Below are 23,695 nucleotides of genomic sequence, written 5' to 3'. Positions count from 1 at the left end.
TTCGGTGATCAAGGAGATCCCGCATGAGTGCACCCACCGTTACGTCGCAGGCCCGAACGAGCCCGGCGAAGACCGAGGCGGAACTGCGTCGTGAACTCGCGGCGGTGTACCGCCTGCTCGCGCATTTCAAGATGACCGACCTCATCTTCACGCACGTCTCGGTCCGGCTTCCCGGGCCCGAACATCATTTCCTCATCAACCCGTACGGTCTGCTCTTCGAAGAAATCACCGCCTCCAACCTGGTGAAGATCGGACTCGACGGCGAACTCGTCGAACCGTCCGAATATCACGTCAACCCTGCGGGGTTCGTGATCCACGGCGCGATTCACGAGGCCCGGCCGGACGCGCAGTGCGTGCTGCACACCCACACGAAGGCCGGGTGCGCGGTGGCCGCGCAGGAGCACGGACTGCTGCCGCTGAACCAGATCTCGATGGAGTTCTACAACCGGGTCGGCTACCACGACTACGAGGGCATCGCCCTCAACACGGCCGAACGTGTGCGGTTGGTCGAGGACCTCCGCGACCACCCCGCGATGATCCTGCGCAATCACGGACTGCTCACCGTGGGCGCATCCGCCGCCGAGGCGTTTCTGCGAATGTTCTATCTGGAGAAGGCGTGTGACATCCAGATCGCTGCCCAGGCGTCCGGTGAACTGCGCGTTCCGTCGCCCGAGATCGCCGAGCACACCGCCCGCCAGTTCGCCGGCGAGGCCACGGACGACTACACCGACGATCAGGCCTACGAGATGGCGTGGGCGGCGCTGCTGCGGATGCTGGACCGCACCGTCCCTGACTACAAGGACTGACGGCGGCTCACGAGGACTGGCAGGGGCGATCACATCCCCGGTGCGGCAACGACTCCCACCGGGGATGCCCCGGTCAGGACCGCCGCGACATTGCGTGCCGACTGCTGCGCCAGGGTGTGCGCGACCTGCGGTGAGTACCACGCGGCGTGCGGGGTGATCACGAGGTTCGGGATGTGCAGGATCGGATCGTCCTGTGCGGGAGGTTCGTTCGGAAGAACATCGACGGCCGCACCGGCGAGGTGTCCACCGCGCAGCGCGGCTCCGAGCGCGTCGTGGTCGACGAGCCCGCCACGGGAGACGTTCACCAGATACCCGCCGCGCTTCAGCGTCGACAGCGCACGGGCGTCGATCAGACCCTGCGTCTCGGGAGTCAGGGGAACGTGCAGGCTCAGCACGTCGGAACGGCGCAGCAGGTCCTCGAACCCGACCACCTCGATACCCTCGGCCGCCAGTTCCCCTACGCGGTCGCCCAGTCCGCGGCCGCTGACGAGGACGGTCATCCCCACGGCTCGGGCGCGCAGTGCGAAAGCGCCGGCGATCCGGCCGAAGCCGTAGAGGCCCAGCACTGTTCCCGCGATCCGCCGCGGCGGCGCGGCGGTGACGTCCCACCCGCCGGCATGCACGGAGCGGTCGAGGGTGTGAGTGGATCGGAGCAGTCCGAGGGTGAGCGCGAGCGCATGATCCGCGACCTCCTCGGTGCAGTAGTCCACTGCCCGCGTGACCCAGAGACCGCGTTCGTGGGCCGCCGACACCGGCAGGTGGTCGTACCCGGCGGACGTGGCCGACAACAGTCGCAGGTCCGGGAGATCCGACAGGTGACGCGGCTCGAGTCCGGTGGTCTCCGGACCCACGAGCAGGGCGATGATGCCCGGGCCGGACGGGAACTCGGACTGGTGCACGACATCCGCGGAAATACCTGCGGCGGCAAGCGAATCGGACAGTGCGTCGGCCGGAATGAAGTCGTCGAGGACGACGACGCGGTCGGTCATCTGCGTACTGCCCCTGCTTCTTCGGTGGTTCGTCGCACGGCGGCGTCGACGCAGCGGGCTGCCGCGTCGTCCGCGCTGATCGCTTCCATGACAACGGGATCCAGGATGGCCTGTAATGCAAGACCGTCGGTCAGCGCGACCAGCGCGACGGTGACGGCGTCCGCGTCGAGGTCGGCGGAGACGGTGCCCTCCCGCTGTGCGGCGACGACCGACTCGCGCACGACGCCCCGCCAGCGGGCGAGGAAGGCCGCGATCTCACCGCGCGCGGTTTCCTCGGCCGCGCCCTCCGCGTAGAAGAACAGGAACACGCGGGTCATCGCCAGTCGGCGTTCGTCGAGCGGCAGGATGCTGGCGGTGATGTTCCGCAGCTTCTCGATCGGGCCGGCGCCCTCCTCGTCGAGAATCGTGCGGTACCGGTCGCCCTGGATGTCGCCGGCCCGGCGAAGCGCAGCGAGGAGCAGTTCGTGCCGGGACCCGAAGTAGTGGTTCAACACTCCGGTCGACCACCCGCTCTCCTCCGCCACCGCTCGCGTGGTGACGGCGGAGATCCCCTCCCGGGCGATCAACGCGAGGACGGCGTCGGCGAGCGCCAGTCTCCGCTCGTCGTGGTCGACGATCTTCGGCACGTTCTTTCCTCCCGCTCGTGCGCACTCACCCGCGTGCGCCGGTGTCACTCAGGCTATCGGTGCCGGGACCGGTACCGGGTCTTCCTCGGCCTTTCCCGACACCCGCGCGTTCCACACGGACATCACGTTCGCCGGGGTAGGTGCGGTGAACAGGCTGGTGGCCACGAACACCACCAGCGCGCTGACGAGTCCGACGTACACCGGCTCGTTCGCCATGACGTCGCCGACGACGAACATCGTCGCGATGGTCGCTACGGTGCCCACTGCCATGGCCGCCATCGCCGCGGTTCCCGTGGCGCGCTTCCAGACCAGTCCACCGAGGATGGGGACGAGGAGCCCGCCGACCAGGATGTCGTAGGCGATCGTGAGCGCGGAGACGATGTCGTTGATGAGCGCGGCGATCACGATGCTGACGAGGCCGATCACGATCACGTAGAGGCGGTTGCCGCGCACGTCGGCTTCCGGATCGGACGTGTCCAGTTCGGGGCGTGTGCGGCCGAAGATCTGGGCGACCAGCGGAAGGACGTCCTGCCGGGCGACCGTGGCGGTGGCGATCAGCGCGCCGGACGCGGTCGACATCATCGCGGCCACCGCGGCGGCGAGGACGATGCCGCTGAGACCGACGGGCAGGACATGGACGGCGACGTCGGCGTACACGTCGTCGGACGAACCGATGTCGGGCATGAGGGCCGACGCGGCCAGCCCGATCAGTGCGCCCGCGACGCCGTACAGCAGGCAGTAGACGCCGGCGGTGACGCCGCCCCACCGTGCGACCTCCGGCGACTTCGCGGTGAACACCCGCTGCCAGATGTCCTGTCCGATGAGGATGCCGAGTGTGTAGACGACGAAGAACGTGATGATGGTGCCGGTGCCGATGGTGCCGAGCCCGAGTGCCTGTTCGCCCACGCGCTCCTTGATGCCGGCGTACCCGCCCGCCTTGCTCCACGTGAACGGGAGGAGCAGGACGAAGACGCCGATGGTCTTGATGACGAACTGGACGACGTCGGTGAGCGTGATCGACCACATGCCGCCCATCGCGGAGTAGGCCACGACGATGAGGCCGCCGAGGACCACCGACAGGGTCCGGTCGAAGCCGAACAGCACGTTGAAGATGGTGGCGTAGGCGATCGTGGAGGTGACGGTGAGCATGAGGGTGTAGGCCATCATCACGAGACCGGACGCCCCGGTGGCGTCGATGCCGTACCGGAGTTTGAGCATCCCGGAGACGGTGTAGACCTTCAGGCGCTGGATTCGCGCGGCGAAGAGCAGGCTGAGCAGGAGGACACCGGCGGCGATCGATACGACCAGCCACATTCCGGAGATGCCGTACTTGTATCCGAGGCCGACGCCACCGACGGTGGAGGCGCCGCCGATGACGACCGCCGCCATCGTGCTGGTGTAGAGGAATCCGCCGAGGCGGCGGCCGGCGACGAGGTATTCGCTGGAGTTGCTCGCCCGGCGTTTGCCCCACCAGCCGAACGCGAGCATTGCGCCCAGGTAGATCAGGATGATGGTGATGTCCATGGTGCGTCCTTCACGTGTCCTAGCGGATCGGTGATGACGGGCGCGGTGGTCCCGTCGGTGCCGGTCTCGTCAGACCGTTGCCCTAGACGGTAGGAGAACATTGACGTGAAATAAATCACTTGATACAAATAATCACTTCAGAAAATCGTGAAGTAATGGTGCGAGCCAGCTCACACCCTGTTTTCGATCCCGCCGGAGGAGTGCGATGCGCAGCTCGCTGCCCGATCTGAAGCTCCTCCAGATCTTCGCGGCCGTCGTCCGCCACCAGGGGTTCGCGCCCGCGCAGCAGGAACTCGGACTGTCCGCCTCCGCGATCAGCACCTACATGAGCCAGCTCGAGCGCCACCTCGGCATCGTGCTGTGCCACCGCGGCCGCGGCGGCTTCGGTCTCACCAGCAAGGGCGAGCTCTACCACAAGGAATGCCTGCGCATCCTCGGCGAACTCGAAGGCTTCGAACGCTACGGCGCCGCGCTGCAGGGGGAGCTCAGGGGAACCCTCACCATCGGGGTTCTCGATTCCACCGTCACCGACGCCACCCTGCCGCTCGCCGACGTGATCGGCGTGTTCAGCAAGGACCACCCCGCCGTCTACCTCGACCTGAAGATCCAGACGCCGCACGAACTGCAGGTCGGCGTGCTCGACGACCGCATCGACGTCGCGGTCGGCGCGTTCGCCTCACCGATGAACGGCCTCGTCTCCCAGGCGCTGCACCGGGAGCAGCACTGGCTGTACTGCAGCGACAAGCACCCGCTGTTCAGCAGGAAGCGGGTGCCGCCGGAGGTCATCACGCAACAGCGGATGGTGACCCGCGGCTACTGGTCCGAGCAGGAACTCGCCCGCCAGGGGTTCCCGCAACCCTCGGCAACGGTGGAGAACATGGAAGCGCAGCTCATCCTCGTGCTGTCCGGCGCGTACATCGGATACCTGCCCGAGCACTACGCGGAGTACTGGGTGGACCGGAACCGGCTGCGTCCGATCCTGCCGGCGTCGTTCGGTTATCAGGCGCCGTTCTCGCTGATCTACCGGCGCGGCCGGGCCCGCGAGCCGATGGTCCTCACGTTCCGCGAGTTGGTCCGGACCAGCATGGGCAGCTGACCGCTGGTCACGGGGCCGGGGAGCCCAGTTCGGTCGACAGCGCACGGCAACGCTCGACGAGAACCAGACCGTGCTGCGCGCAGAGTGCGTCGTCGAGGCGGAACGTCGGCCCGACGACGCTCAGCGCGCCCACGATCCGCCCCACCGCGTCGTAGATCGGGGCCGCCACACCCGTCGAGTGGTCCTCGATGGTGTCGTGGGCGATCGCGTACCCCTCGCTGCGCAGGTCGCCCAGTAGCGCGGCGCCGACGGCCGTGCCCTGGAGCGGCACCGTCTGCCCCACCCATCCCATGTGCCGGATCGCGTGGGTGCCCTCGATCTGCGCGAGATACAGGGCGGTGCCCTTCGGGCCGTGGGTCGACAGGTACGTGGATTCGCGGGTTTCCTCCGCGATCGCGACCATCGCGGGCCGGGCCCGGGACAGCAGCTGGTTGTCGCTGATCGCCCGGGCGCCGATCTGGAGAAGTCGCGGCCCGGCCCGGTAGACGTTGTCGTCGCCGCGGACCAGGAACTCGCTCTGCTCCATGCTGCGGATCAGGCGCAGCGCGGTACTGGTGGCGAGACCGGCCGCCTTCGCGGCGTCGCCGAGCGTCAACCCGCCCTGCTCGGTGATCGCGCCGAGCAGTTCGAAGGTGCGGCTCGCGCTGCGGGTCACATCTCCGGGGGCCATGGGTCGTCTCCTGACGGTCGCGGGTGTCGGCGTGAATCTACCGCGACGCGATCTCGGACAGCAGGGGCTGCCGGTGTTCGTCGAGCAGTGGGCTGCGGCGGACCCCGGGGCGTGCGCTGTCGCCGAACACGACCGGCTGCCGGACGTAGTCGATCGTTCCCGCGACCGGATGATCGAACGACTCCACGAGTCCGCGGTGCCGGCTCTGCTCGGACGACAACGCTTGTTCGACGTTCCAGATCTCGGAGCTCGCCAGTCCGGCCGCGCCGAGGATCGCGACCACCTCGGCGACCGTCTTGTCCTTCGCCCAGATCTCGATCTCCGCGCGCAGTGCCGGTTCGTGATCGGTGCGGGACGTGTCGTCGGCGAAACGATTGTCGCCGAGAAGGTCTGCACGGTCCATGGTGTGGGCGAGCTTCTCGAATCCGGACCGGCTGGCGACGGCGAGCACGAACAGGCCGTCCGACGCCCGGTACGTGTCGAACGGGGTGGAGACCGGATGGCGATTACCCACGCCCATCGGCGCGACCCCCGATGCCTGCAACTGGCTGTGTGCGGTGGGGAGCATGGCCAGCATGCTGTCGAACATGGCGACGTCGAGGTGTTGCCCCACACCCGATTCCCGGGTGCCGACCAGGGCGGAACTGATGCCCCACGCCGCGAACAGTCCCGCGACGAGGTCGCCGAACGATTCGCCGAGCCGGGTCGGCCCGGATTCGGGGGAACCGGTGATGCTCATGACCCCCGACATCGCCTGCACGACGAGGTCGTAGGCGGCCGAACCCGCGAGCGGCCCGTCCTGCCCGAAGCCGGAGATGGACGCGTAGACGAGCCGGGGGTTGCGGGTGTGGACGGTCTGGTAGTCGATGCCGAGCCGGGCGGTCACCCCGGGCCGGAAGTTCTCGACGAGAACGTCCGCCGTGTCGAGGAGATCGAACAGCACCATCCGATCCGCGTCGTCCTTGAGATTCAGTGCCAGCGAGCGTTTTCCGCGATTCAGCACGTTGAAATAGATGCTCTCGCCGTCGCGGAACGGGCCCAGGTGCCGCGAGTCCTCGCCGGCGGCGGGTTCGATCTTGACGACATCGGCGCCGGCGTCCGCGAGCAGCGCCGTGCAGTACGGTCCGGCCAGGACGCGGGAGAGATCGACGACGCGGATGCCGTCGAGGGGAGGCAGCGTAGGCATGACGGGCCCTTCTCAGAAGTCGGTCGAGCGCGGGGACGGTGCGTTGGAGGCGATGGTGAGCAACTGGATCTGCGAGGTGCCCTCGAAGATCCGGAGGATCCGGCAGTCGCGGTAGAGGCGCTCGATTTCGGATTCGCGCATGAAACCGGCACCGCCGTGAATCTGCACGGTCTGGTCGACGATCGAGAAGCAGGCCTCCGTGGCCACGTACTTCGACACGGACGCGGCGCGGCGCAGGTCGGCCCCGGCATCCTTCACGTCCGCCGCCCAGGCCGCGGTGACGCGGGAGGCGACGAGTTGCGCGTCGCATGCACCCAGTAGCAGCTGAATCGCCTGGAATTCGGCGATGGGGTGTCCGAACTGCTTGCGCTCGGCGGCGTAGGAGCGGCCCAGTTCCCAAGCGCGCAGGGCGATTCCGTTGGCCATCGCCGCCACGTCGACGCGGGCGCGGTTGAGGGCGGTGAGCGCGATGTTGCCGCCGCGGCCCTCCGTTCCCACCACGGCGTCGTGGGGAAGCACCACGTCGTCGAGGTAGACGGTGTAGGTGGGGGCGGACCGGATGCCCAGCTTGTCCTGGGGATCCGAGTAACTCACGCCGGGGGTGCCCTGGGGGAGGACGAACGCGGTGATGCCGCGGAAGCCGGCAGATGGATCGGTCTTGGCGAAGAGGACGACCAGATCGGCCTCCTTGGCGTTGGAGATGTACGTCTTCGAACCGGACAGGTGCCACCCGTCGTCCTCGCGCCGCGCCGTGGTGCGCATCGAGGCGATGTCGGAGCCGGCGTCCGGTTCGGTGAGGGCGAACCCGGCGAGCAGTTCACCGGACGCGAGCCGGGGCAGCCACCGGCGCTTCTGCTCCTCGGTTCCGCCGACGAGGATCGGCTCGAGCCCCAGGTAGTGCGCGGTGTAGATCGAGGCGAGGGCGGCGTCGGTGCGGGCCACCTCCTCGATGGCAATCAGCTGTGTCTTCGTGGACAGGCCCAGACCGCCGAACTCCTCGGGCACCGAGATGCCCATCAGGTCCTGTTCGCCCAGTCGCTTCACCAACTCCGCCGGGAACTCCCGCGTCTCGTCGCGGAACGCCGCGCCGGGATGGATTTCACGGTTGGCGAACCCACGCACTGTGGAGCGGAACTCGGCGGCATCGAGCAGCTGATCGGTCACGGAAACTCCTATCGAAAGATCAAATTGCCACCTAGTGAAAGGGCAATGCCACTTGGTGGCATATCGACTATGAAGGAGACCGTCGGATTTGTCCAGGGGTGCCGGTGTCCACGGCACGGAAGGCGGGTACTCGACCCCGCACGGGCAGCGCACATCCCGCGCGGCACGGTAGAGGGAGGCATCATGCGCGCGATTGCACGAGGGATAGTCACCGCAGGAACGATGATCGGCGCCGTTCTCGCCGGCGCGGGGACGGGCGTGGCGGAACCCGCCGCCGTGCCGTCCGGCACCTATCAGGGAACGACCACCGCGCCGGCGGGCGAGTTGATCTGGAAGGGCAAGACGTTCCAGGGCGGCACGGTCGTCAACAACTTCGCGTTCGGTCTGACCGGACTCGCGGGCACGACCTCGCAGGACGGGAACGGAGACACCGTCATCGATTACAGCCCATCGGGTCTGGGCTTCCTGACCGACAGGATGTCCCCCAACGCAGACGGGACCTACACCGGGTCCGTGTACGTCAACGGCAACCAGGTGGGAAGCTTCGGCCTCTCGAGATAGCTGTCCCGGGGCCTACTGCGACAACGAGGCCGCACCGCTCGGGTGCGACCTCGTCGTCATAGTGTCATCTGCGACATCGTCACAGTGTCATGTGCGACATCGTCACAGTGTCATCGGGGCGTCGGTCAGACGGCCCGGACATTCTGGGCCTGCGGGCCCTTCTGGCCCTGTCCGACCTCGAATTCCACCCGCTGGTTCTCCTCCAGCGACTTGTAGCCGCTGCCCGAGATCTCGGAGTAGTGAACGAACACGTCCGCGCTGCCGTCGTCCGGCGCTATGAATCCGAAGCCCTTCTCGCTGTTGAACCACTTCACAACACCCTGCGCCATACCGTTCACTCCCTGCAGTTGCCGCCCGGGAACTCACATCGAGATCCCGTTCGCGTGGATATATCCTGTCATCAAGGCGCGCGTGCTTCCAGTGGTACGCCCACGATTCCTTCGGATCCTGGGCGCCGTACCAGGTCTGCGGAAGAAATTTTCCTCGACAACCGATGATTCTGCCCGTCGGCGGCGGTCCTACCTGCGACCGAGAATCACCACCCCGAACGAGGAGAACTCGATGAATCCCACATCGACCGCCACCGCCGATGCCCGGACCCTCGACGTCCCCGGTGCCAGGCTGTACTACGAGGTACGGGGCACGGGCCCCGTCGTCGTGCTCGTCGGCGCCCCGATGGACGCCGACTCCTGCGCGCCCGCCGCCGATCTGCTCTCGTCCGACTACACCGTGCTCACGACGGACCCGCGGGGCATCCACCGCAGCCCGGTCGACGACCGCGACCGCGATTCGACCCCCGAGATGCGCGCCGACGACCTCGCCCGTCTCCTGATGCACCTCGACGCAGGCCCGGCCGTGGTGTTCGGCTCCAGTGGCGGCGCCGTCAGCGCGCTCGCGCTCGTGCAGGCGCACCCCGAGCTGGTCCACACCGTGATCGCCCACGAGCCGCCGCTGGACGAGCTCCTCGCCGACCGCGAGCAATTGCGGGTGAAGACCGACGACATCATCGACGCGCACCTCGCCGGGGACGTCGTGGGGGCGTGGAGGAAGTTCCTGGCCCTGGCGAACATCCACCTGCCCGAGGAGGTGTTCCAGCAGATGTTCGCGGGCGAACGGGATCCGCAGACCGAGGCCGACGACTACTTCCAGCACGCGCACATGCTGCGCCCGACCACCCGCTGGTGCCCGGACATCACCGCCCTGCGCTCGGCCCCCACCCGCGTCGTAGTCGGGATCGGCGAGGAGTCCGGTGGTCAGCTCTGCGACCGTACGTCGCGGGCGCTCGCCACCGAACTGGGCGTCGATCCCACAATGTTCCCCGGCGGCCACATCGGCTTCGCCGAGGACCCGGCCTCGTTCGTCACCCGTCTGCGCGCCGTGCTGCGGGAGCGCTGAGCGGACGGTTCCGGGCGACCTCAGCGGACGATGGGAACCCGCTTCGTGACGATCCGATGGATCAACCGGGCCGCGGTGCGGGCGGTGCGGTTGTCGATGTCGAACGACGGATTGAGTTCGGCCACATCGCACACGGCGAGCTTGCCACTGGCGGCGACGGCGTCGCAGACGAATTGGATCGTCTCCGCAGGCACGCCGTACGCGGCGGGAGCGCTCACTCCCGGTGCGACGGCGGCGGGAAGGACGTCGAGGTCGATGGTGAGGTAAACGAGATCGACGTCCGACAGGAACTCGCTGACGAAGACGGCCACCCGGTGCCGGTCGGAGACCGAGCAGTCGTCGTCCAGGAGGTACCGGACGTCGTATCCGCGTGCGGTGTCGAACAGCGCGGTGGTGTTGCTCGGCTGGCTGATGCCGAGCACGGAGTACTGCAGGGCGGTGCCCGCCGCGTGCTCCTGTTCGAGGATCTGCCGGAACGGTGTGCCCGAACTGGGGACCGGATCGGACCGCAGGTCGAAGTGGGCGTCCAGGTTCAGGATCCCGATCCGACGCTTGGGTGTGCGGACGGCTGCCTGTGCCAGACCGAGGTACGTCCCGTAGGCCACCTCGTGGCCGCCGCCGAGGACCACCGGGAACTGGCCGGCGTCGAGCGTCGCGGCGACCACGGAGCCGAGCGCCATCTGCCCGGCCTCGAGACGATTGTCGGTGACCGCGACGGTGCCGGCGTCGTAGACGCGGAGCGGCTCGGCGAGCGCCATCGACGACAGCGCGCCCCGCAGCGCGTCCGGGCCGCGCGCCGCCCCGCGGCGTCCCTTGTTCCGCTCCACGCCCTCGTCGCTCGAGAAGCCGATCAGCACGCAGGCGCCGGGCTCGGCGCCGTCGTGAAGCGGCGTCACGGCCTGGTGCCAGCGGAGGTGGTGACTCGACGTGCCGTCCACCCTGCCGACCCAGGGGGGCGGGGGAATCAACAGGTTCTCCATCATCGCAGGGCCCTCGCTTTCTCGTGACCGGTGTGAGCGGACCAGGCGAGTTCGCCGCCCCGCCACACATCGCTGACCAGGGGGACGCCGGGCCGGTAGGCCAAGTGTAGGTACGACGGCGCGTCCAGCGCGAGGGCATCGGCCCGCGCGCCGGGACGCAGGACCCCGACGTCGGCACGTTGCAGCGCGCGGGCACCGCCCGCCGTGGCCGCCCAGATGGCTTCGTCCGGGGTCATGTGCATGTCCCGCACCGCGATCGCGATGCAGAACGGCAGGCTGGTGGTGTAGCTGGTGCCGGGGTTGCAATCCGCACCGAGCGCCACCGTGACACCTGCGTCGAGCAGGGCCCGGGCGTCCGGGTACTTGTTCCGGGTCGAGAAGTCCGCGCCGGGCAGGAGCGTGGCCACCGTCGAACTCTGCGCCAGCGCATCGATGTCGGCCTGCGTGGTGTAGCAGACGTGGTCGACGGACGCGGCCCCCAGTTCGACGGCGAGCTGGACTCCGGGTCCCTCGCGGAGCTGGTTGCCGTGGACGCGGGGGATCAGCCCCTTCGCCATCCCGGCGGTGAGAACGGCATGTGCCTGATCGCGGTCGAACGCGCCGGTCTCACAGAACACGTCGATCCATTTCGCTTGCGGTGCACAGGCGTCGATCATCTCTGCGCACACCATGGCGACGTAGTCGTCGGCCCGCCCCGCGTATTCCGGCGGCGGAACGTGAGCGGCGAGCAGCGTCACCTCGTCGGTGAGGGACGCCGCGATCCTCGTGCTGCGCAGTTCGTGCTCGACCGTCTGCCCGTACCCGGTCTTGCACTCCACGGTGGTGCTGCCCGACCGCAGGGACTCGTCCAGCAGTCGCCGCGTGTTCGCCTGCAGTTGTTCGTCGGTCGCGTTCCGTGTCGCCTCGATCGTGTTGCGGATGCCACCCGCCGCGTACGGCTGTCCCGCCATGCGCGCCGCGAATTCCTCCGCCCGTTCCCCACCGAACACCAGGTGCGAGTGGCTCTCCACGAAGCCCGGCAGCACCGCCCGGCCGTCGAGATCGTGCCCGACGTCGCCGGCCGGCGCCGAGTCGGCGCGGCCGACCCAGGCCACCACGCCGCCGTCGAAGACGACGGCGGCGTCGCGGATCAGCCCGAGCGGACCTTCCCCCACTGTCGGGTCGTTGGTCACCAGGGTGCCGATGCCGGTCAGCACTGTGGAGCGGGAGGTGTTCGCTGTCACTGCTGTTCCTTCCAGTGGTTCGAAAATACGGTCGCTCGGGCCTGCGGTCATCCTTCGGACATCGGCACGCGCACGCCGCGCTCCTTGGCGACGTCGATCGCGTGGTCGTATCCGGCGTCGACGTGCCGGATGACGCCCATGCCGGGATCGTTGGTCAGGACCCGCTCCAGCTTCTCGGCCGCCAGGTCGGTGCCGTCCGCGATGCACACCTGACCGGCGTGGATGGACCGTCCCATGCCGACGCCGCCGCCCTGGTGGATGGACACCCACGACGCCCCCGACGCGGTGTTGACGAGTGCGTTGAGCAGCGGCCAGTCGGCGATCGCGTCGGAGCCGTCGAGCATCGACTCGGTCTCGCGGTACGGGGAGGCGACGGATCCGGAATCGAGGTGGTCGCGGCCGATGGCGACGGGCGCGGACAGTTCGCCGGACGCCACCATCTCGTTGAACTTCAGGCCGGCCTTGTGCCGTTCGCCGTAGCCGAGCCAGCAGATCCGGGCGGGCAGACCCTCGAACGCCACCTTCTCGCCCGCCATCGTGATCCAGCGCTTCAGGTGCTCGTTCTCGGGGAACAGTTCGAGGATCGCCTTGTCGGTGGCGGCGATGTCCTTCGGGTCACCCGACAGCGCGGCCCAGCGGAACGGGCCGAGGCCCTCCTCGAACAGCGGACGGATGTAGGCGGGCACGAATCCGGGGAAGTCGAACGCGCGGTAGTAGCCGGCCTTGCGGGCCTCGTCACGGATGGAGTTGCCGTAGTCGAACACCTCGGCACCCTTGTCGAGGAAGCCGACCATCGCGGCGACGTGCCGTGCCATCGACGCGCGGGAGTCCTCGGTGAACTTCACCGGGTCCTTGTCGGCCATCGCCTTCATGTCGGCGAAATCGACCCCGAGCGGCAGGTACGACAGCGGGTCGTGTGCCGACGTCTGGTCGGTGACGATGTCGATGGGGGCGTTCATGGCGAGCAGTTCGGGGAAGATCTCCGCGGCGTTGCCTTCGAGGCCGATCGACAGCGGGCGCTTCGCGTCGCGGGCCTCGATCGCGAGACGCAGGGCGTCGTGGATGTCGGTGGCCTTGGTGTCGAGGTACTTGTGCGCGATCCGGCGGTCGATGCGGGTGACGTCGCAGTCGACGCAGATCGCGACGCCGTCGTTCATCGTCACGGCGAGGGGCTGGGCGCCGCCCATGCCGCCGAGCCCGGCCGTCAGCGTGATGGTGCCCGCGAGCGAACCGCCGAAGCGCTTCCGGCCCACCGCGCCGAACGTCTCGTACGTGCCCTGCAGGATGCCCTGCGTGCCGATGTAGATCCACGACCCGGCCGTCATCTGCCCGTACATGATCAGGCCGAGGGCGTCGAGCTTGCGGAACTCCTCCCAGTTGGCCCAGTCGCCCACCAGGTTCGAGTTCGCGAGGAGGACTCGGGGCGCCCACTCGCTGGTGCGGAACACGCCCACCGGCTTTCCGGACTGCACCAGCATCGTCTCGTCGGACTTCAGGGTCTTCAACGTCCGGACCATCGCGTCGAACGCCTCCCAGCTGCGCGCGGCCTTGCCGGTGCCGCCGTAGACGACGAGGGAGTCGGGATGCTCGGCGACCTCGGGGTCGAGGTTGTTCATCAGCATGCGCAGGGCGCCTTCTTGCTGCCAGCCGAGTGTCGTCAGTTCGGTGCCGCGGGGCGCCGACACGTGGCGGGGTCCGGAAACCGGAGGCGTCGTGGTGGTCATGTCGTGTACTCCTTGATGGTCGAACGAGGAAGAGGGAAAAGTCTGGGTGTCAGCGTGATTCACAGTCGCGAATCCGCCATGGCGGTACTGGCCGGATAGATCATCGACGGGGGTGGGTTGCTGCTGCGCCGCGCGAGCGGGTAGTAGATGGCGCCGGTGAAGACGATGCCGACGATCCACGAGATGTCCGCGCCGCCCAGCATTTCCGTGACGGGTCCGGTGTAGAGCTTCTGGGCGAGGAATGGGATCTGCGCGAGAACGCCGACGGTGTAACAGATCATCGCCGTCTTGTTCCAGCGGCCGTAGCGGCCCGCCGGGTCGTACAGCGCCGGAATGTCCACGCGCTCCTTGGAGATGAGGTAGTAGTCGATCAGGTTGATGGCGCTCCAGGGGGTGAAGACCATCAGCAGCACGAGGACGAAGTTCTTGAAGTTGTTGAGGAAGTCGGCGCTGGCGCCGATCGCGATGAGCATCGAGATCGCGACGAACCCGATGATGTACAGGGTGCGGGCCCGGGACGAGATGCGCGACTGTCCGTTGAAGGCGGTCACCGTGGTGAGGATCGACATGAATCCGCCGTAGGCGTTGAGGCAGTTGACGGTGAGCTTCCCGACCAGGATCACCAGGTAGATCATCAGGGCGATCGCGGCGGGTCCGGCGAGTTCGCCGATGAAGCCGACCTGGTCGCTGAGGAACGCATCGCCGGCCACGGCGGCGACGAGTGCGCCCAGCGTCATCGACCACTGCGAGCCGATCACGCTGCCCGCGAACGTCGACCAGAACGTCTTGCGCTCGCTCGTCGAGCGCGGCAGGTAGCGGGAGTAGTCCGCGACGTACGGTCCGAACGTCAGCTGCCAGCCGGCGCCGAGCGAGATCGCGAGGAGGAACGTGACGATGTCGAAGCCCTTGTTCCCGACGAACGCGGCCACGTCGTACTCGGCGAACAGGCGAATCGCGAGGTAGGTGAATCCGATGATGCCCACGACGGTCGCGATCTTGCCGACCACATGGATGAGTTTGTATCCGGTCACCGCCACGAACGCGGTCATCGCGCCGAAGATGAGGATGCCGACCGTCGGGTTGTCGATGTGGAGGATCTCGTTCACGGCCTGACCTGCGAGCACGCTGCCGGTGGCGGCGAAACCGAGGTACATCAGGACGACGAGGATCAGCGGCAGCACGGCGCCCAGAACGCCGAACTGGGCCCGGCTCGAGATCATCTGGGGCAGGCCGAGGCGCGGTCCCTGGGCGGAGTGCAGCGCCATGACGGCACCGCCGAAGAGATTGCCGATCAGCAGGCCGACGATGGCCCACAGCGCGTCGGCGCCGAAGACGACCGCGAGGGCGCCGTCGACGATCGCGGTGATCTGCATGTTGGCGCCGAACCAGAGCGTGAACTGGCTGCGCGGAGATCCGTGGCGCTCGTCGTCCGGAACGACGTCGATGGTGCGACGCTCCGGCGCGAGGCTGATCTCGGGAGGTCCCTCGTGTGTCATAGGCCTGTTTGTCTCTCTGTGACGAGTCCGGCGCTGCTGGGTCGGTCCCGGGTGCTCTATCCCATGTCCTGAATCCAGTGTGCTCTGACTCACGTTTTTTATCGCCTTAGATGTATAGTCCTGTATAGACAATCCCCTGTCAAGCGTTCTCCAAGGACCCAGCCGAGAGGCGTGCCGGCCCGCCATTGCACCAGTCGGGAGTGTCGATGCTTCCGACGGAAGGTACTGACATGAGAGTAATTTCGACGTCCTCACATTCGCTCGAGCGCGATGAACAGCAGTTTTCCGCTCCGGAAGCGCCCCAGCGTTTCCGCGACCTCTACCTCCGCACCGCCGGTCATCCCACCGCCGACGGCGCAGATCCGCAGGCGCGTGATCGCATCGCGAACACGCATCTCGAGACCGGGCGACACCGGAACCCCGGGACCGCGGTGGTGCGCGGAATCGACGCCGCAGACCCCAGCGGGATCGGGCCCGCGGTGCAGATCGTCACCGACGACATGGCACTGCTCGTCGAATCGGTACTGCTGACCGCGGCCAGGGTCGGCGCCCCGATCGAGGAGGCGCTGCATCCTGTCCTCGTCGCCCGCCGCGCGGAGTCGGGCACCCTCACCGACCTCTCGCCTGTGAGCGACTCGGGGACGACGGAGTCGTGGATTCACGTGGGACTGCGCTCCGACACCGCGGACTCCGTCGTCGCGGCGCTGGTCGAGGCGTTGCACACCGTCCTCGCCGACGTGCGCCGGGTGGACCGGGATCTGGCGCGCATGCGCGAACTGCAGATCCAGGTCTCCGAACACCTCGACTCGCAGACCGGGCAGGACTCGCTGTCCGAAGAAGTCCGCGAGGCCGCCGACTTCCTGCGGTGGTGCGAGGCGGGCAACTTCACCGTCCTCGGGTACGCGCGGTACGGCGCCGACGGCGCACCCGAGGAGAGTCTCGGCGTGCTCCACGACCGCGAGGGTGATCGGGCGCCGGCCACGGAACCCGGTCCCGTCCTGGCGATCGGGCAGGCGGCGCTTCCGGTGTCCGTGCACCGGTCGTCGTACCCGTCGGTGGTCGGGGTTCGGGCCGGAGGAGTGGAGCACCGCTTCGTCGGCGCGTTCACCCCCGCGGGCAGGCACGAGAATGTCCTGGACATCCCGGGTGCGGGACGCCGGGTGCGGGCCCTGCTCGATCGTGCCGGTTTCGACATCGACTCGTTCTCCGGACAGGCCGTGCTGCAGGTCGTGCAGGCGCTGCCGCTGACCGAGTTGTTCGCGGCGAGCCCGGATTCGCTGCATTCGGCCCTCACCGAGGTCGCCGGCATCACTGCGCGCGAGCACATTCACCTCTTCCTGCGCACGGACGTCCCGGGCGACAGCATGTCGGCGCTGGTGTTCATTCCCCGCGATCGGTACAACACGCGGACGCGTCTGGCGACCCAGCGCGTCCTGCTGGACGAACTGGACGGCACCGCAGTCGAATACACCACGAACGTGTCCGAGTACCCGCTGGCGATGGTGCACTTCACGATGCGGGTCCCGGCGGACACCGAGGTGACGGACACCCGGCGACTGGAGATCCAGCGTCGGATCTCCCGGGTCTGCCGGACCTGGGACGACCGGTTCCACGACGAACTCGCCACCGCCGAACGCGAACTCCTCGCGCACTATTCGGAGCACTTCCCGGAGGTGTACAAGCACGACTTCGACGCCCGGCGCGCCCACGCCGATCTGGTGGTGTTCGAGAGGCTGACGGACGGCGCGATCGACACGCGGCTCGACGCGAACGCGCCGGACTGGCGCTTCACCTTCTTCGTCGGCGGTGCATCCGCCTCGCTCAGCGATGTTCTCCCGATCCTGCAGAGCATGGGCGTCGCGGTCCTCGACGAGCGGCCCTACACGGTCGCGAACAGTCGCGGAACGGTGTGCTGGATGTACGAGTTCAGGATCCGCTACGCGTTGCCGGGGCCGGTGGACGACGCGTTGCCGCGCCGCTTCACGGAGACGTTCGCCGCGGCCTGGGCATCTCGCGCCGAGACGGACAGCTTCAACGAACTCGTACTCCGCGCGGGCCTGGACTGGCGTGAGGTGGAGGTGCTGCGGGCCTACGCGCGGTACCTCCGGCAGGGTGGATTCCCCTACAGCCAGAACCACATCGCGACGGTCCTCGGTGATCATCCGGAGATCTCCCAGGCGCTGATCCGGCTGTTCGCCGCGAGGTTCGATCCGGACGGCACTGATCCGGGCGGCGCTGAGGAGTGTGGCGAACTGATCGCCTCGCTGGAAGCGGCGATCGGCGACGTGCTCGGCCTGGACGCCGACCGCATCCTGCGCGCCTACCTGAACGTGGTCCTGGCGACGCTGCGCACCAACCGCTACGCCCGCCCGGGCCGGGAACGTCAGGTCCTGTCGTTCAAATTCGATCCGCAGCGGATCCCGGAACTGCCGCAGCCGCGGCCCCGCTTCGAGATCTACGTCTACTCGCCGTGGGTCGAGGGCGTGCACATGCGGTTCGGCGCCGTGGCGCGCGGAGGTCTGCGGTGGTCCGACCGCAAGGAGGACTTCCGCACCGAGGTGCTCGGCCTGGTGAAGGCGCAGGCGGTCAAGAACTCGGTGATCGTGCCGGTCGGCGCGAAGGGCGGGTTCGTCGTCGCGCGCCCGCCCGCTCCCACCGGCGACCCGCTCCGCGATCGCGACGCCCAACGCGCCGAAGGCGTTCGCTGCTACCGCAGTTTCATCAGCGGACTGCTGGACGTCACCGACAACGTGGACCTCGCGACCGGTGCCGTGATCCCGGCGCCGAGAGTGGTGCGGCACGACGGCGACGACACGTACCTCGTCGTCGCCGCGGACAAGGGCACCGCGACGTTCTCCGACATCGCCAACGACGTTGCCGCACAGTACGGGTTCTGGCTGGGTGACGCATTCGCGTCGGGTGGATCCGTCGGCTACGACCACAAGGCGCTCGGCATCACCGCCCGGGGCGCGTGGGAGAGCGTGAAGCGGCACTTCCGCGAAATGGGTGTCGACACCCAGTCGCAGGAATTCACGGCCGTCGGGATCGGCGACATGAGCGGCGACGTGTTCGGCAACGGAATGCTGGCGAGCCCGCACATCCGGCTCGTCGCCGCATTCGATCACCGGCACGTGTTCCTCGACCCGAACCCCGACGCAGCCACATCGTTCGCGGAACGGGAACGGCTCTTCGCGCTGCCGCGGTCGTCGTGGGCGGACTATGCGCCCGGCCTGATCAGCGCAGGCGGCGGTGTGTGGGAACGGTCGAGGAAGAGTGTTCCGATCAGCGAGGAGGCGCGGCGCGCACTCGGACTGAGCCCCGGGACCACCGAACTGTCCCCACCGGACCTCGTCCGCGCGATCCTGCAGGCACCGGTGGATCTGCTGTGGAACGGCGGCATCGGAACATACGTGAAGGCGGCCACCGAAACCCATCTCGACGTGGGGGACAAGGGGAACGACGGCGTCCGCGTCGACGGTTCCGACGTCCGGGCCCGGGTGGTCGGTGAGGGCGGCAACCTCGGCTTCACCCAGCTGGGACGCATCGAATTCTCCCGCACCGGAGGGCGAATCAACACGGACGCTCTCGACAACTCGGCGGGCGTGGACTGCTCCGACCACGAGGTCAACATCAAGGTTCTGCTCGACGCCCTGGTCAGCGGCGGCCGTCTCGCCGCCGACGACCGTACGGGTCTGCTCGCCGAGATGTCCGGGGAGGTGTCGCGTCTCGTGCTCTCCGACAACGTCGCCCAGAACGACGTGCTGGGCACGTGCCGGGCCGACGCAACCGCATCCCTCACGGTGCACGGACGGCTCATCGGCCATCTGGAAGGCCGCTACGGTCTGGACCGCGCCATCGAGGTGCTGCCGTCCAGGAAGGAGATCGCCGCCCGGGAGCGCGCGGAGACGGGACTCACCTCACCCGAACTCGCGACCCTCATGGCACACGTGAAGCTGGCGCTGAAGTCGGACCTGCTGGCCGGCGACCTGCCCGACAGCCCGGCTTTCGCGGACGCCCTCGCCGGGTACTTCCCGCGCAGGCTCCGGGAGTCCTTCGGCGACGCCATCGGCGACCATCCGCTGCGCCGGGAGATCGTCGCGACGGTCCTCACCAACGACGTCGTCGACAACGGCGGCATCACCTACGCGTTCCGGCTGGGCGAGGAGGCCGGAGCGAGCAGCGCCGACGCCGTGCGGGCGTTCGCGGTGGTGTCGGCCGTGTTCGACCTGCCGTCGCTCCGGCGCGACATCCGGGACGCCGACCTCGACGCCGCGCTCTCGGACGACCTCACGCTGTTCACCCGGCGGCTGCTCGACCGGGCGTCGCGATGGATGCTGACCCGCAGGCCCCAGCCGCTCGCGGTCGGGGCGGAGATCGCCCGATTCCGTGACCGCGTCGCGGACCTGACACCGCGCGTCGCGGGCTGGCTCTGCGGTGAGGACGCGGAGAACCTCCGGAGTCGCACGGCCGCGCTGGTGGCCCGTGGTGTCCCCGCGGACCTGGCCGGGCGGGTGCAACTGCTCCTGGACCGGTTCGCGTTGCTGGACATCGTCGAGATCGCCGACATCACCCAACGCGATCCCCGCGAAGTGGCCGAGGTGTACTACCGGCTCGGGGAGTGCCTCGGGTTGGTGCACCTCCTGGTGGGGGTCTCGCAGCTGGGACGGGGAACCCGGTGGAACGCGCTGGCCCGGTTGTCGTTGCGCGACGAGTTGTACGACACGGTCCGGGCACTGTGCCTCGACGTGATCTCGGGCAGTGAAGTGGTGGACACGGCGGAGCAGAAGATCGGGGAGTGGGAGGACCGCAACGCGGCCCGGCTGGCGCGCGCCCGGCACACGCTCGACGCCGTCACGGAGTCGGGGGAGCACGACCTGGCGGCCCTCTCCGTCGCGACCAGGCAACTCCGCAGCATGGTGAGGTGACACCGGGCGCACCGCGATGAGGGCTTACCCGTGCAGTCGGCCGATAGACTGCAACGGCCGACTGCACGGGAAGTTCATCGGTGTTGCAGAGGGATGGGTGTCAGTGGTGGTGGAGATCGCAGTAGTCGACGCGGAGCTTGCTGCGTTGTACAACGGACCGGGGACGGAGTCGGCCCCGGCGTACGAGCGCGTCAAGCAGTTGATCGTGTCGCAGATCAACGCCGGCCGCTGGCAGGAGGGCGATCAGCTGCCCTCGGAGAATCAGCTCGTCGGCGCTCTCGGCCTCTCCCGCATGACCATCAACCGCGCGCTGCGCGAACTCAGCGCCGAGGGTCTCGTGGTGCGCCTGATGGGTGTGGGGACGTTCGTGGCGGCCACGAAGACGGCGTCGTCTCTGTTCGAGGTCAAGAACATCGCGGACGAGATCCAGCAACGCGGACACCGCCATCGAACCGAAGTGGTGTACGTGCGTGAGGAAGACGCCGACCCGGCGAACGCCTTCATCCGGGATTCGATCCGCGGCAAGGTGTTCCACTCCCTGATGATCCACTACGAGGACGACACACCGATCCAGCTCGAAGACCGGTTCGTCAATCCCGCCGAGGCGCCCGGGTATCTCGATCAGGACTTCACCCAGCAGACGCCCAATCACTATCTGAGCGTGGAGGCTCCCCTGACGAGGGGCGAGCACGTGGTCGAAGCGATCCTCGCGTCACCCGAGGAATGCCGGCTCCTCCACATCGAGCGCGCCGAACCGTGCCTGATGATCCGGCGCCGCACGTGGTCCTCGCGAGGCCTCGTCAGTGCCGCGCGTCTCGTCCACCCCGGGTCCCGGAATCGGCTCGAAGGGACGTTCGGGACCGGCTGACCGGGGTAGATACCGAACCGGAGGCTCACGCCCGCACGTCCTTCGTCTGCGGTGCGGGCCAGGTGAGGCGGCCCGAGTGGATGTCGGAGATCGTCGACGCGATCCAGGCGAGTTCGCCCCGCGCCGCGTGGAGTGCGTAGTCCGCTTCGACGACGAACAGCGCAGGCACTCCGTCGTCGAGCGCTCGGGTGTGCCGTGCCTGGTCGGATTCGATTCTCGCGGTAAGTCGTTCGGCGCGTTCGGTGAGCGCGTCCACGGCGCCCTCGCGTCCCAGCGCGCCGAGGTAGCTGATCGCCGCGAAGAACGGGGAGAACTCTCGTGCGGCACTGCGGATCTGGAGGTCGAGTCGGCTCACGAGTTCCGCGTGCCCGGCCTCGGTGAGGGCGTAGACGGTGCGGGCGGGCCGACCTTCCCGTTGCGCACGTTCGTGTTCCTCGATCCAGCCCGCCGAGGCGAGGGCCGCGACCACATTGTTCAGCGAGCCGCGATTGAGCGGCCACTGGCCCTCCTCGCTGCGCTCGCGCAGCGTGACTTCCACCTGGTACGGGTGCATCGGCGATTCGAGGAGCAGGCCGAGCACCGGCAGGACGAGGGGATTGTCGAGAGTACGCGCAGGCATGATCGAAATATATCAGTCTAAATAAACTATGACGAAGTGCGCGGTTCGGACGCCGCGACCTCGCCTTTGTCACGATTGGGTCACGGCCCGCTACGGTGGATCGTTGACCACGACGCCGATCATGAAAGAACAAATTCTTGTTACAGAGTGAATCGCAGTTCAGGGCTTATCGTCTCCACGCCGTCGCGCTCCTCGTGGGCGTCCTCTCCTTGGGGGCGGTGGCCTACCGAGAGTTCGATGCGGCGACGGGCTACCTGATGGACCTCTCCGTGTTCCGCGACGCCGGCTACGCCTTCGTCAGCGGCCTGCCGCTCTACTCCGCGGACTTCCCGAGCAGTTCCGGGTTCAGGTTCATCTACGCACCCTTCGCGGCGATCCTCTTCGCGCCGATGGCGGAGATCGACCCCGCGGTCCTGCAGGCGCTGTGGTGCGCCCTCAACCTCGGACTCGTGTGGTGGATGGTCAAGGTGGCGCTGTCGAAGCTCGACGTCGCACGCCCCGAACTTCTCGCTCTGCTGTCGATGGGCCCGGTACTTCTCCTCGAGCCGATGCGCTCGAACTTCGACTTCGGTCAGATCAACATCATTCTGATGGCGCTCGTGGTCGCCGACTGCACCGGTGTGATCCCGAAGCGGTTCCGCGGAGTCGCGATCGGTCTCGCCGCGGCCGTCAAGATCACCCCGGCGGCCTTTCTGCTGGTCCTGCTCGTCCGCCGCGACTTCCGCTCGATCGGACGATCCCTCGCCACGATCCTGGTCACCGTCGGCCTCGGCTTCTGGCTGCTGCCGCAGTCGTCGGTGTGGTTCTGGACCACCGAATTCTTCGCCACCGGCCGTGCGGGGGCACCCGACTTCTTCCGCAACCAGGCCGTCACCGGCGTCATCGCCCGGCTCGGGGCGGAGGGCCGCCTGGCCAGCATTCTCTGGGTGCTCAGCGCAGCCGTCATCGTGTCCGCCGCGGCGTGGTCGGCGTACCGCTTCACCCGGTCCGGTGAGCACCTGATCGCGCTGTCGGTCGTGGCCCTGGCATCCCTGCTCGCCGCGCCGTTCGCCGTCACGCACCACTGGGCATACAGCATCCTGTTGATTCCGATTCTGATCGCACCGCAGTACCGCAGCTGGCGTCCGCTGATCGGCGCCGCGACCCTGATCTTCCTGATCGGCCCGAACTTCGTCCTGCAGTCCTCGTCGTCCGGCTGGGTGGAGGCGGCCGTGCGTGAGGTGATCGGAAGCTCGCAGTGCCTCATCGCGCTGGTCCTGCTCGGCGCGGCAGTCGTGGCCGCGCGGTCCCGCACCCCGCTCCCGGACGTCGAGACGGACGCCGTGCCCGCGGACGAAGACGCGCTGGAGCCCGCCCGCAGCTGAGGCCGCGCTACCCCGACGGGCGAATGTACCTTCCGGCGCCTCAGATGCGCCGAAAGGTACATTCGCCCAGCGCCGAGCAGCCGCGACGAGGGCGGTGCGGCGCTATCGTCGAGTCATGTGCCGAAACATCACCGAGCTGCGCGGACTCGAACCGGCTGCCACCGCGGAGGAGATCGAGGCGGCGGCGCGTCAGTACGTCCGGAAGGTCAGCGGAATCCAGAAGCTGTCGGACGCCAACCGTGAGCCCTTCGAGGAGGCGGTAGCCGTCGTCACCGAGGCCACCACGAAGCTGCTCGCGGCACTGCCGCCGCGGAAGCAGCCGCCGCAGACGGTGCCCCCGCTGCGACGGCCGGAGGTCCGGGCGCGCATCGCGGCGAAGGCCGCGTCATCCAGCTGAGCGCGGCGAAGGCCGCGTCATCCAGCTGAGCGCGGCGAAGGCTGCCACCCCCTAGCCGGACGAACGGGACGCTCGTTGCGTC

Annotated in this window: 20 protein-coding genes; 8 read left to right on the top strand and 12 right to left on the bottom strand. The window is 68.1% G+C overall.

Features of this window, described 5'->3' with window-relative positions:
- Positions 1-23: 23 nt before the first annotated feature.
- Positions 24-806, top strand: a complete 783-nt coding sequence (locus tag G9373_RS21545) for a class II aldolase/adducin family protein (protein ID WP_005571956.1) — start codon at positions 24-26, stop codon at positions 804-806.
- Between the two features lie 29 nt (positions 807-835).
- Here the strand turns inward: G9373_RS21545 and G9373_RS21540 are convergent, their stop codons facing one another.
- The 3 genes from G9373_RS21540 to G9373_RS21530 are packed head-to-tail and all read right to left on the bottom strand — an operon-like array spanning position 836 to position 3,945.
- Positions 836-1,795 (bottom strand): C-terminal binding protein, encoded by a 960-nt coding sequence (locus G9373_RS21540; protein WP_005571954.1) that lies wholly within the window; start codon positions 1,793-1,795, stop codon positions 836-838.
- The gene (locus G9373_RS21535; protein ID WP_120661333.1) at positions 1,792-2,421 is read right to left on the bottom strand and encodes a TetR/AcrR family transcriptional regulator; all 630 of its coding nucleotides are present in this window, start codon (positions 2,419-2,421) and stop codon (positions 1,792-1,794) included. Before G9373_RS21535 ends, G9373_RS21540 begins: the two co-directional genes overlap by 4 nt.
- 48 nt (positions 2,422-2,469) lie before the next feature.
- Positions 2,470-3,945, bottom strand: a complete 1,476-nt coding sequence (locus tag G9373_RS21530; RefSeq protein WP_005258664.1) for a sodium:solute symporter — start codon at positions 3,943-3,945, stop codon at positions 2,470-2,472.
- A gap of 205 nt (positions 3,946-4,150) precedes the next feature.
- Between G9373_RS21530 and G9373_RS21525 the strand changes: the two genes are divergently transcribed.
- Positions 4,151-5,041 (top strand): LysR family transcriptional regulator, encoded by an 891-nt coding sequence (locus G9373_RS21525; protein ID WP_005571950.1) that lies wholly within the window; start codon positions 4,151-4,153, stop codon positions 5,039-5,041.
- A 7-nt stretch (positions 5,042-5,048) separates the two neighbouring features.
- Here the strand turns inward: G9373_RS21525 and G9373_RS21520 are convergent, their stop codons facing one another.
- From G9373_RS21520 to G9373_RS21510, 3 genes are read right to left on the bottom strand one after another with little or no spacing between them, the layout of a single operon-like run.
- The gene (locus G9373_RS21520; RefSeq protein ID WP_054246009.1) at positions 5,049-5,711 is read right to left on the bottom strand and encodes a helix-turn-helix domain-containing protein; all 663 of its coding nucleotides are present in this window, start codon (positions 5,709-5,711) and stop codon (positions 5,049-5,051) included.
- A 37-nt stretch (positions 5,712-5,748) separates the two neighbouring features.
- Positions 5,749-6,897: a CoA transferase gene (locus tag G9373_RS21515; RefSeq protein ID WP_120659743.1), complete on the bottom strand. Its 1,149-nt coding sequence runs from the start codon at positions 6,895-6,897 to the stop codon at positions 5,749-5,751.
- A 12-nt stretch (positions 6,898-6,909) separates the two neighbouring features.
- Complete coding sequence (locus G9373_RS21510) at positions 6,910-8,061, bottom strand: acyl-CoA dehydrogenase family protein (protein ID WP_120659742.1); 1,152 nt, start codon at positions 8,059-8,061, stop codon at positions 6,910-6,912.
- Positions 8,062-8,244: 183 nt separating this feature from the next.
- Between G9373_RS21510 and G9373_RS21505 the strand changes: the two genes are divergently transcribed.
- Positions 8,245-8,622 (top strand): hypothetical protein, encoded by a 378-nt coding sequence (locus G9373_RS21505; RefSeq protein WP_120659741.1) that lies wholly within the window; start codon positions 8,245-8,247, stop codon positions 8,620-8,622.
- 125 nt (positions 8,623-8,747) lie between these two features.
- On the opposite strand, the gene G9373_RS21500 is transcribed toward G9373_RS21505, so the two are convergent.
- Positions 8,748-8,951, bottom strand: coding sequence for a cold-shock protein (locus G9373_RS21500; RefSeq protein WP_005244612.1), 204 nt, complete (start codon positions 8,949-8,951; stop codon positions 8,748-8,750).
- Positions 8,952-9,183: 232 nt separating this feature from the next.
- Between G9373_RS21500 and G9373_RS21495 the strand changes: the two genes are divergently transcribed.
- Positions 9,184-10,017, top strand: coding sequence for an alpha/beta hydrolase (locus G9373_RS21495; RefSeq protein ID WP_120659740.1), 834 nt, complete (start codon positions 9,184-9,186; stop codon positions 10,015-10,017).
- A gap of 20 nt (positions 10,018-10,037) precedes the next feature.
- Here the strand turns inward: G9373_RS21495 and hutG are convergent, their stop codons facing one another.
- The 4 genes from hutG to G9373_RS21475 are packed head-to-tail and all read right to left on the bottom strand — an operon-like array spanning position 10,038 to position 15,440.
- Entirely contained in the window at positions 10,038-11,000 is a 963-nt protein-coding gene (gene hutG, locus G9373_RS21490; protein ID WP_133986064.1) for a formimidoylglutamase, read from the bottom strand.
- A complete protein-coding gene (gene hutI, locus G9373_RS21485) occupies positions 10,997-12,220 on the bottom strand; it encodes an imidazolonepropionase (protein WP_133986065.1) in 1,224 nt (407 codons plus the stop codon). Before hutI ends, hutG begins: the two co-directional genes overlap by 4 nt.
- Before the next feature lie 47 nt (positions 12,221-12,267).
- Positions 12,268-13,944 (bottom strand): urocanate hydratase, encoded by a 1,677-nt coding sequence (gene hutU / locus G9373_RS21480; RefSeq protein ID WP_061042292.1) that lies wholly within the window; start codon positions 13,942-13,944, stop codon positions 12,268-12,270.
- A 59-nt stretch (positions 13,945-14,003) separates the two neighbouring features.
- Positions 14,004-15,440: a cytosine permease gene (locus G9373_RS21475; RefSeq protein WP_005568936.1), complete on the bottom strand. Its 1,437-nt coding sequence runs from the start codon at positions 15,438-15,440 to the stop codon at positions 14,004-14,006.
- 230 nt (positions 15,441-15,670) lie between these two features.
- On the opposite strand from G9373_RS21475, the gene G9373_RS21470 reads away from it, so the two are divergent.
- Positions 15,671-20,365, top strand: a complete 4,695-nt coding sequence (locus tag G9373_RS21470) for an NAD-glutamate dehydrogenase (protein ID WP_133986066.1) — start codon at positions 15,671-15,673, stop codon at positions 20,363-20,365.
- Between the two features lie 103 nt (positions 20,366-20,468).
- Entirely contained in the window at positions 20,469-21,233 is a 765-nt protein-coding gene (gene hutC / locus G9373_RS21465; protein WP_005258713.1) for a histidine utilization repressor, read from the top strand.
- Between the two features lie 25 nt (positions 21,234-21,258).
- On the opposite strand, the gene G9373_RS21460 is transcribed toward hutC, so the two are convergent.
- Positions 21,259-21,852 carry a PadR family transcriptional regulator gene (locus G9373_RS21460; RefSeq protein WP_043790879.1) on the bottom strand — a complete coding sequence of 198 codons (594 nt, stop codon included), beginning with the start codon at positions 21,850-21,852 and terminating at the stop codon, positions 21,259-21,261.
- Positions 21,853-21,989: 137 nt separating this feature from the next.
- Here G9373_RS21460 and G9373_RS21455 point away from each other — a divergent pair, with 137 nt between their 5' ends.
- The gene (locus G9373_RS21455; RefSeq protein WP_120659735.1) at positions 21,990-23,216 is read left to right on the top strand and encodes a glycosyltransferase family 87 protein; all 1,227 of its coding nucleotides are present in this window, start codon (positions 21,990-21,992) and stop codon (positions 23,214-23,216) included.
- A 115-nt stretch (positions 23,217-23,331) separates the two neighbouring features.
- Entirely contained in the window at positions 23,332-23,613 is a 282-nt protein-coding gene (locus G9373_RS21450) for a DUF2277 domain-containing protein (protein ID WP_005258716.1), read from the top strand.
- Positions 23,614-23,695: the final 82 nt, after the last annotated feature.

The organism is Rhodococcus sp. A14 (genome assembly GCF_011603105.1).
In the GTDB taxonomy this organism is placed as follows: Bacteria; Actinomycetota; Actinomycetes; order Mycobacteriales; family Mycobacteriaceae; genus Rhodococcus_F; species Rhodococcus_F opacus.
The sequence above is the reverse complement of the archived record's forward strand: the minus strand, read 5'-3'. Positions and strand labels throughout refer to the sequence as shown.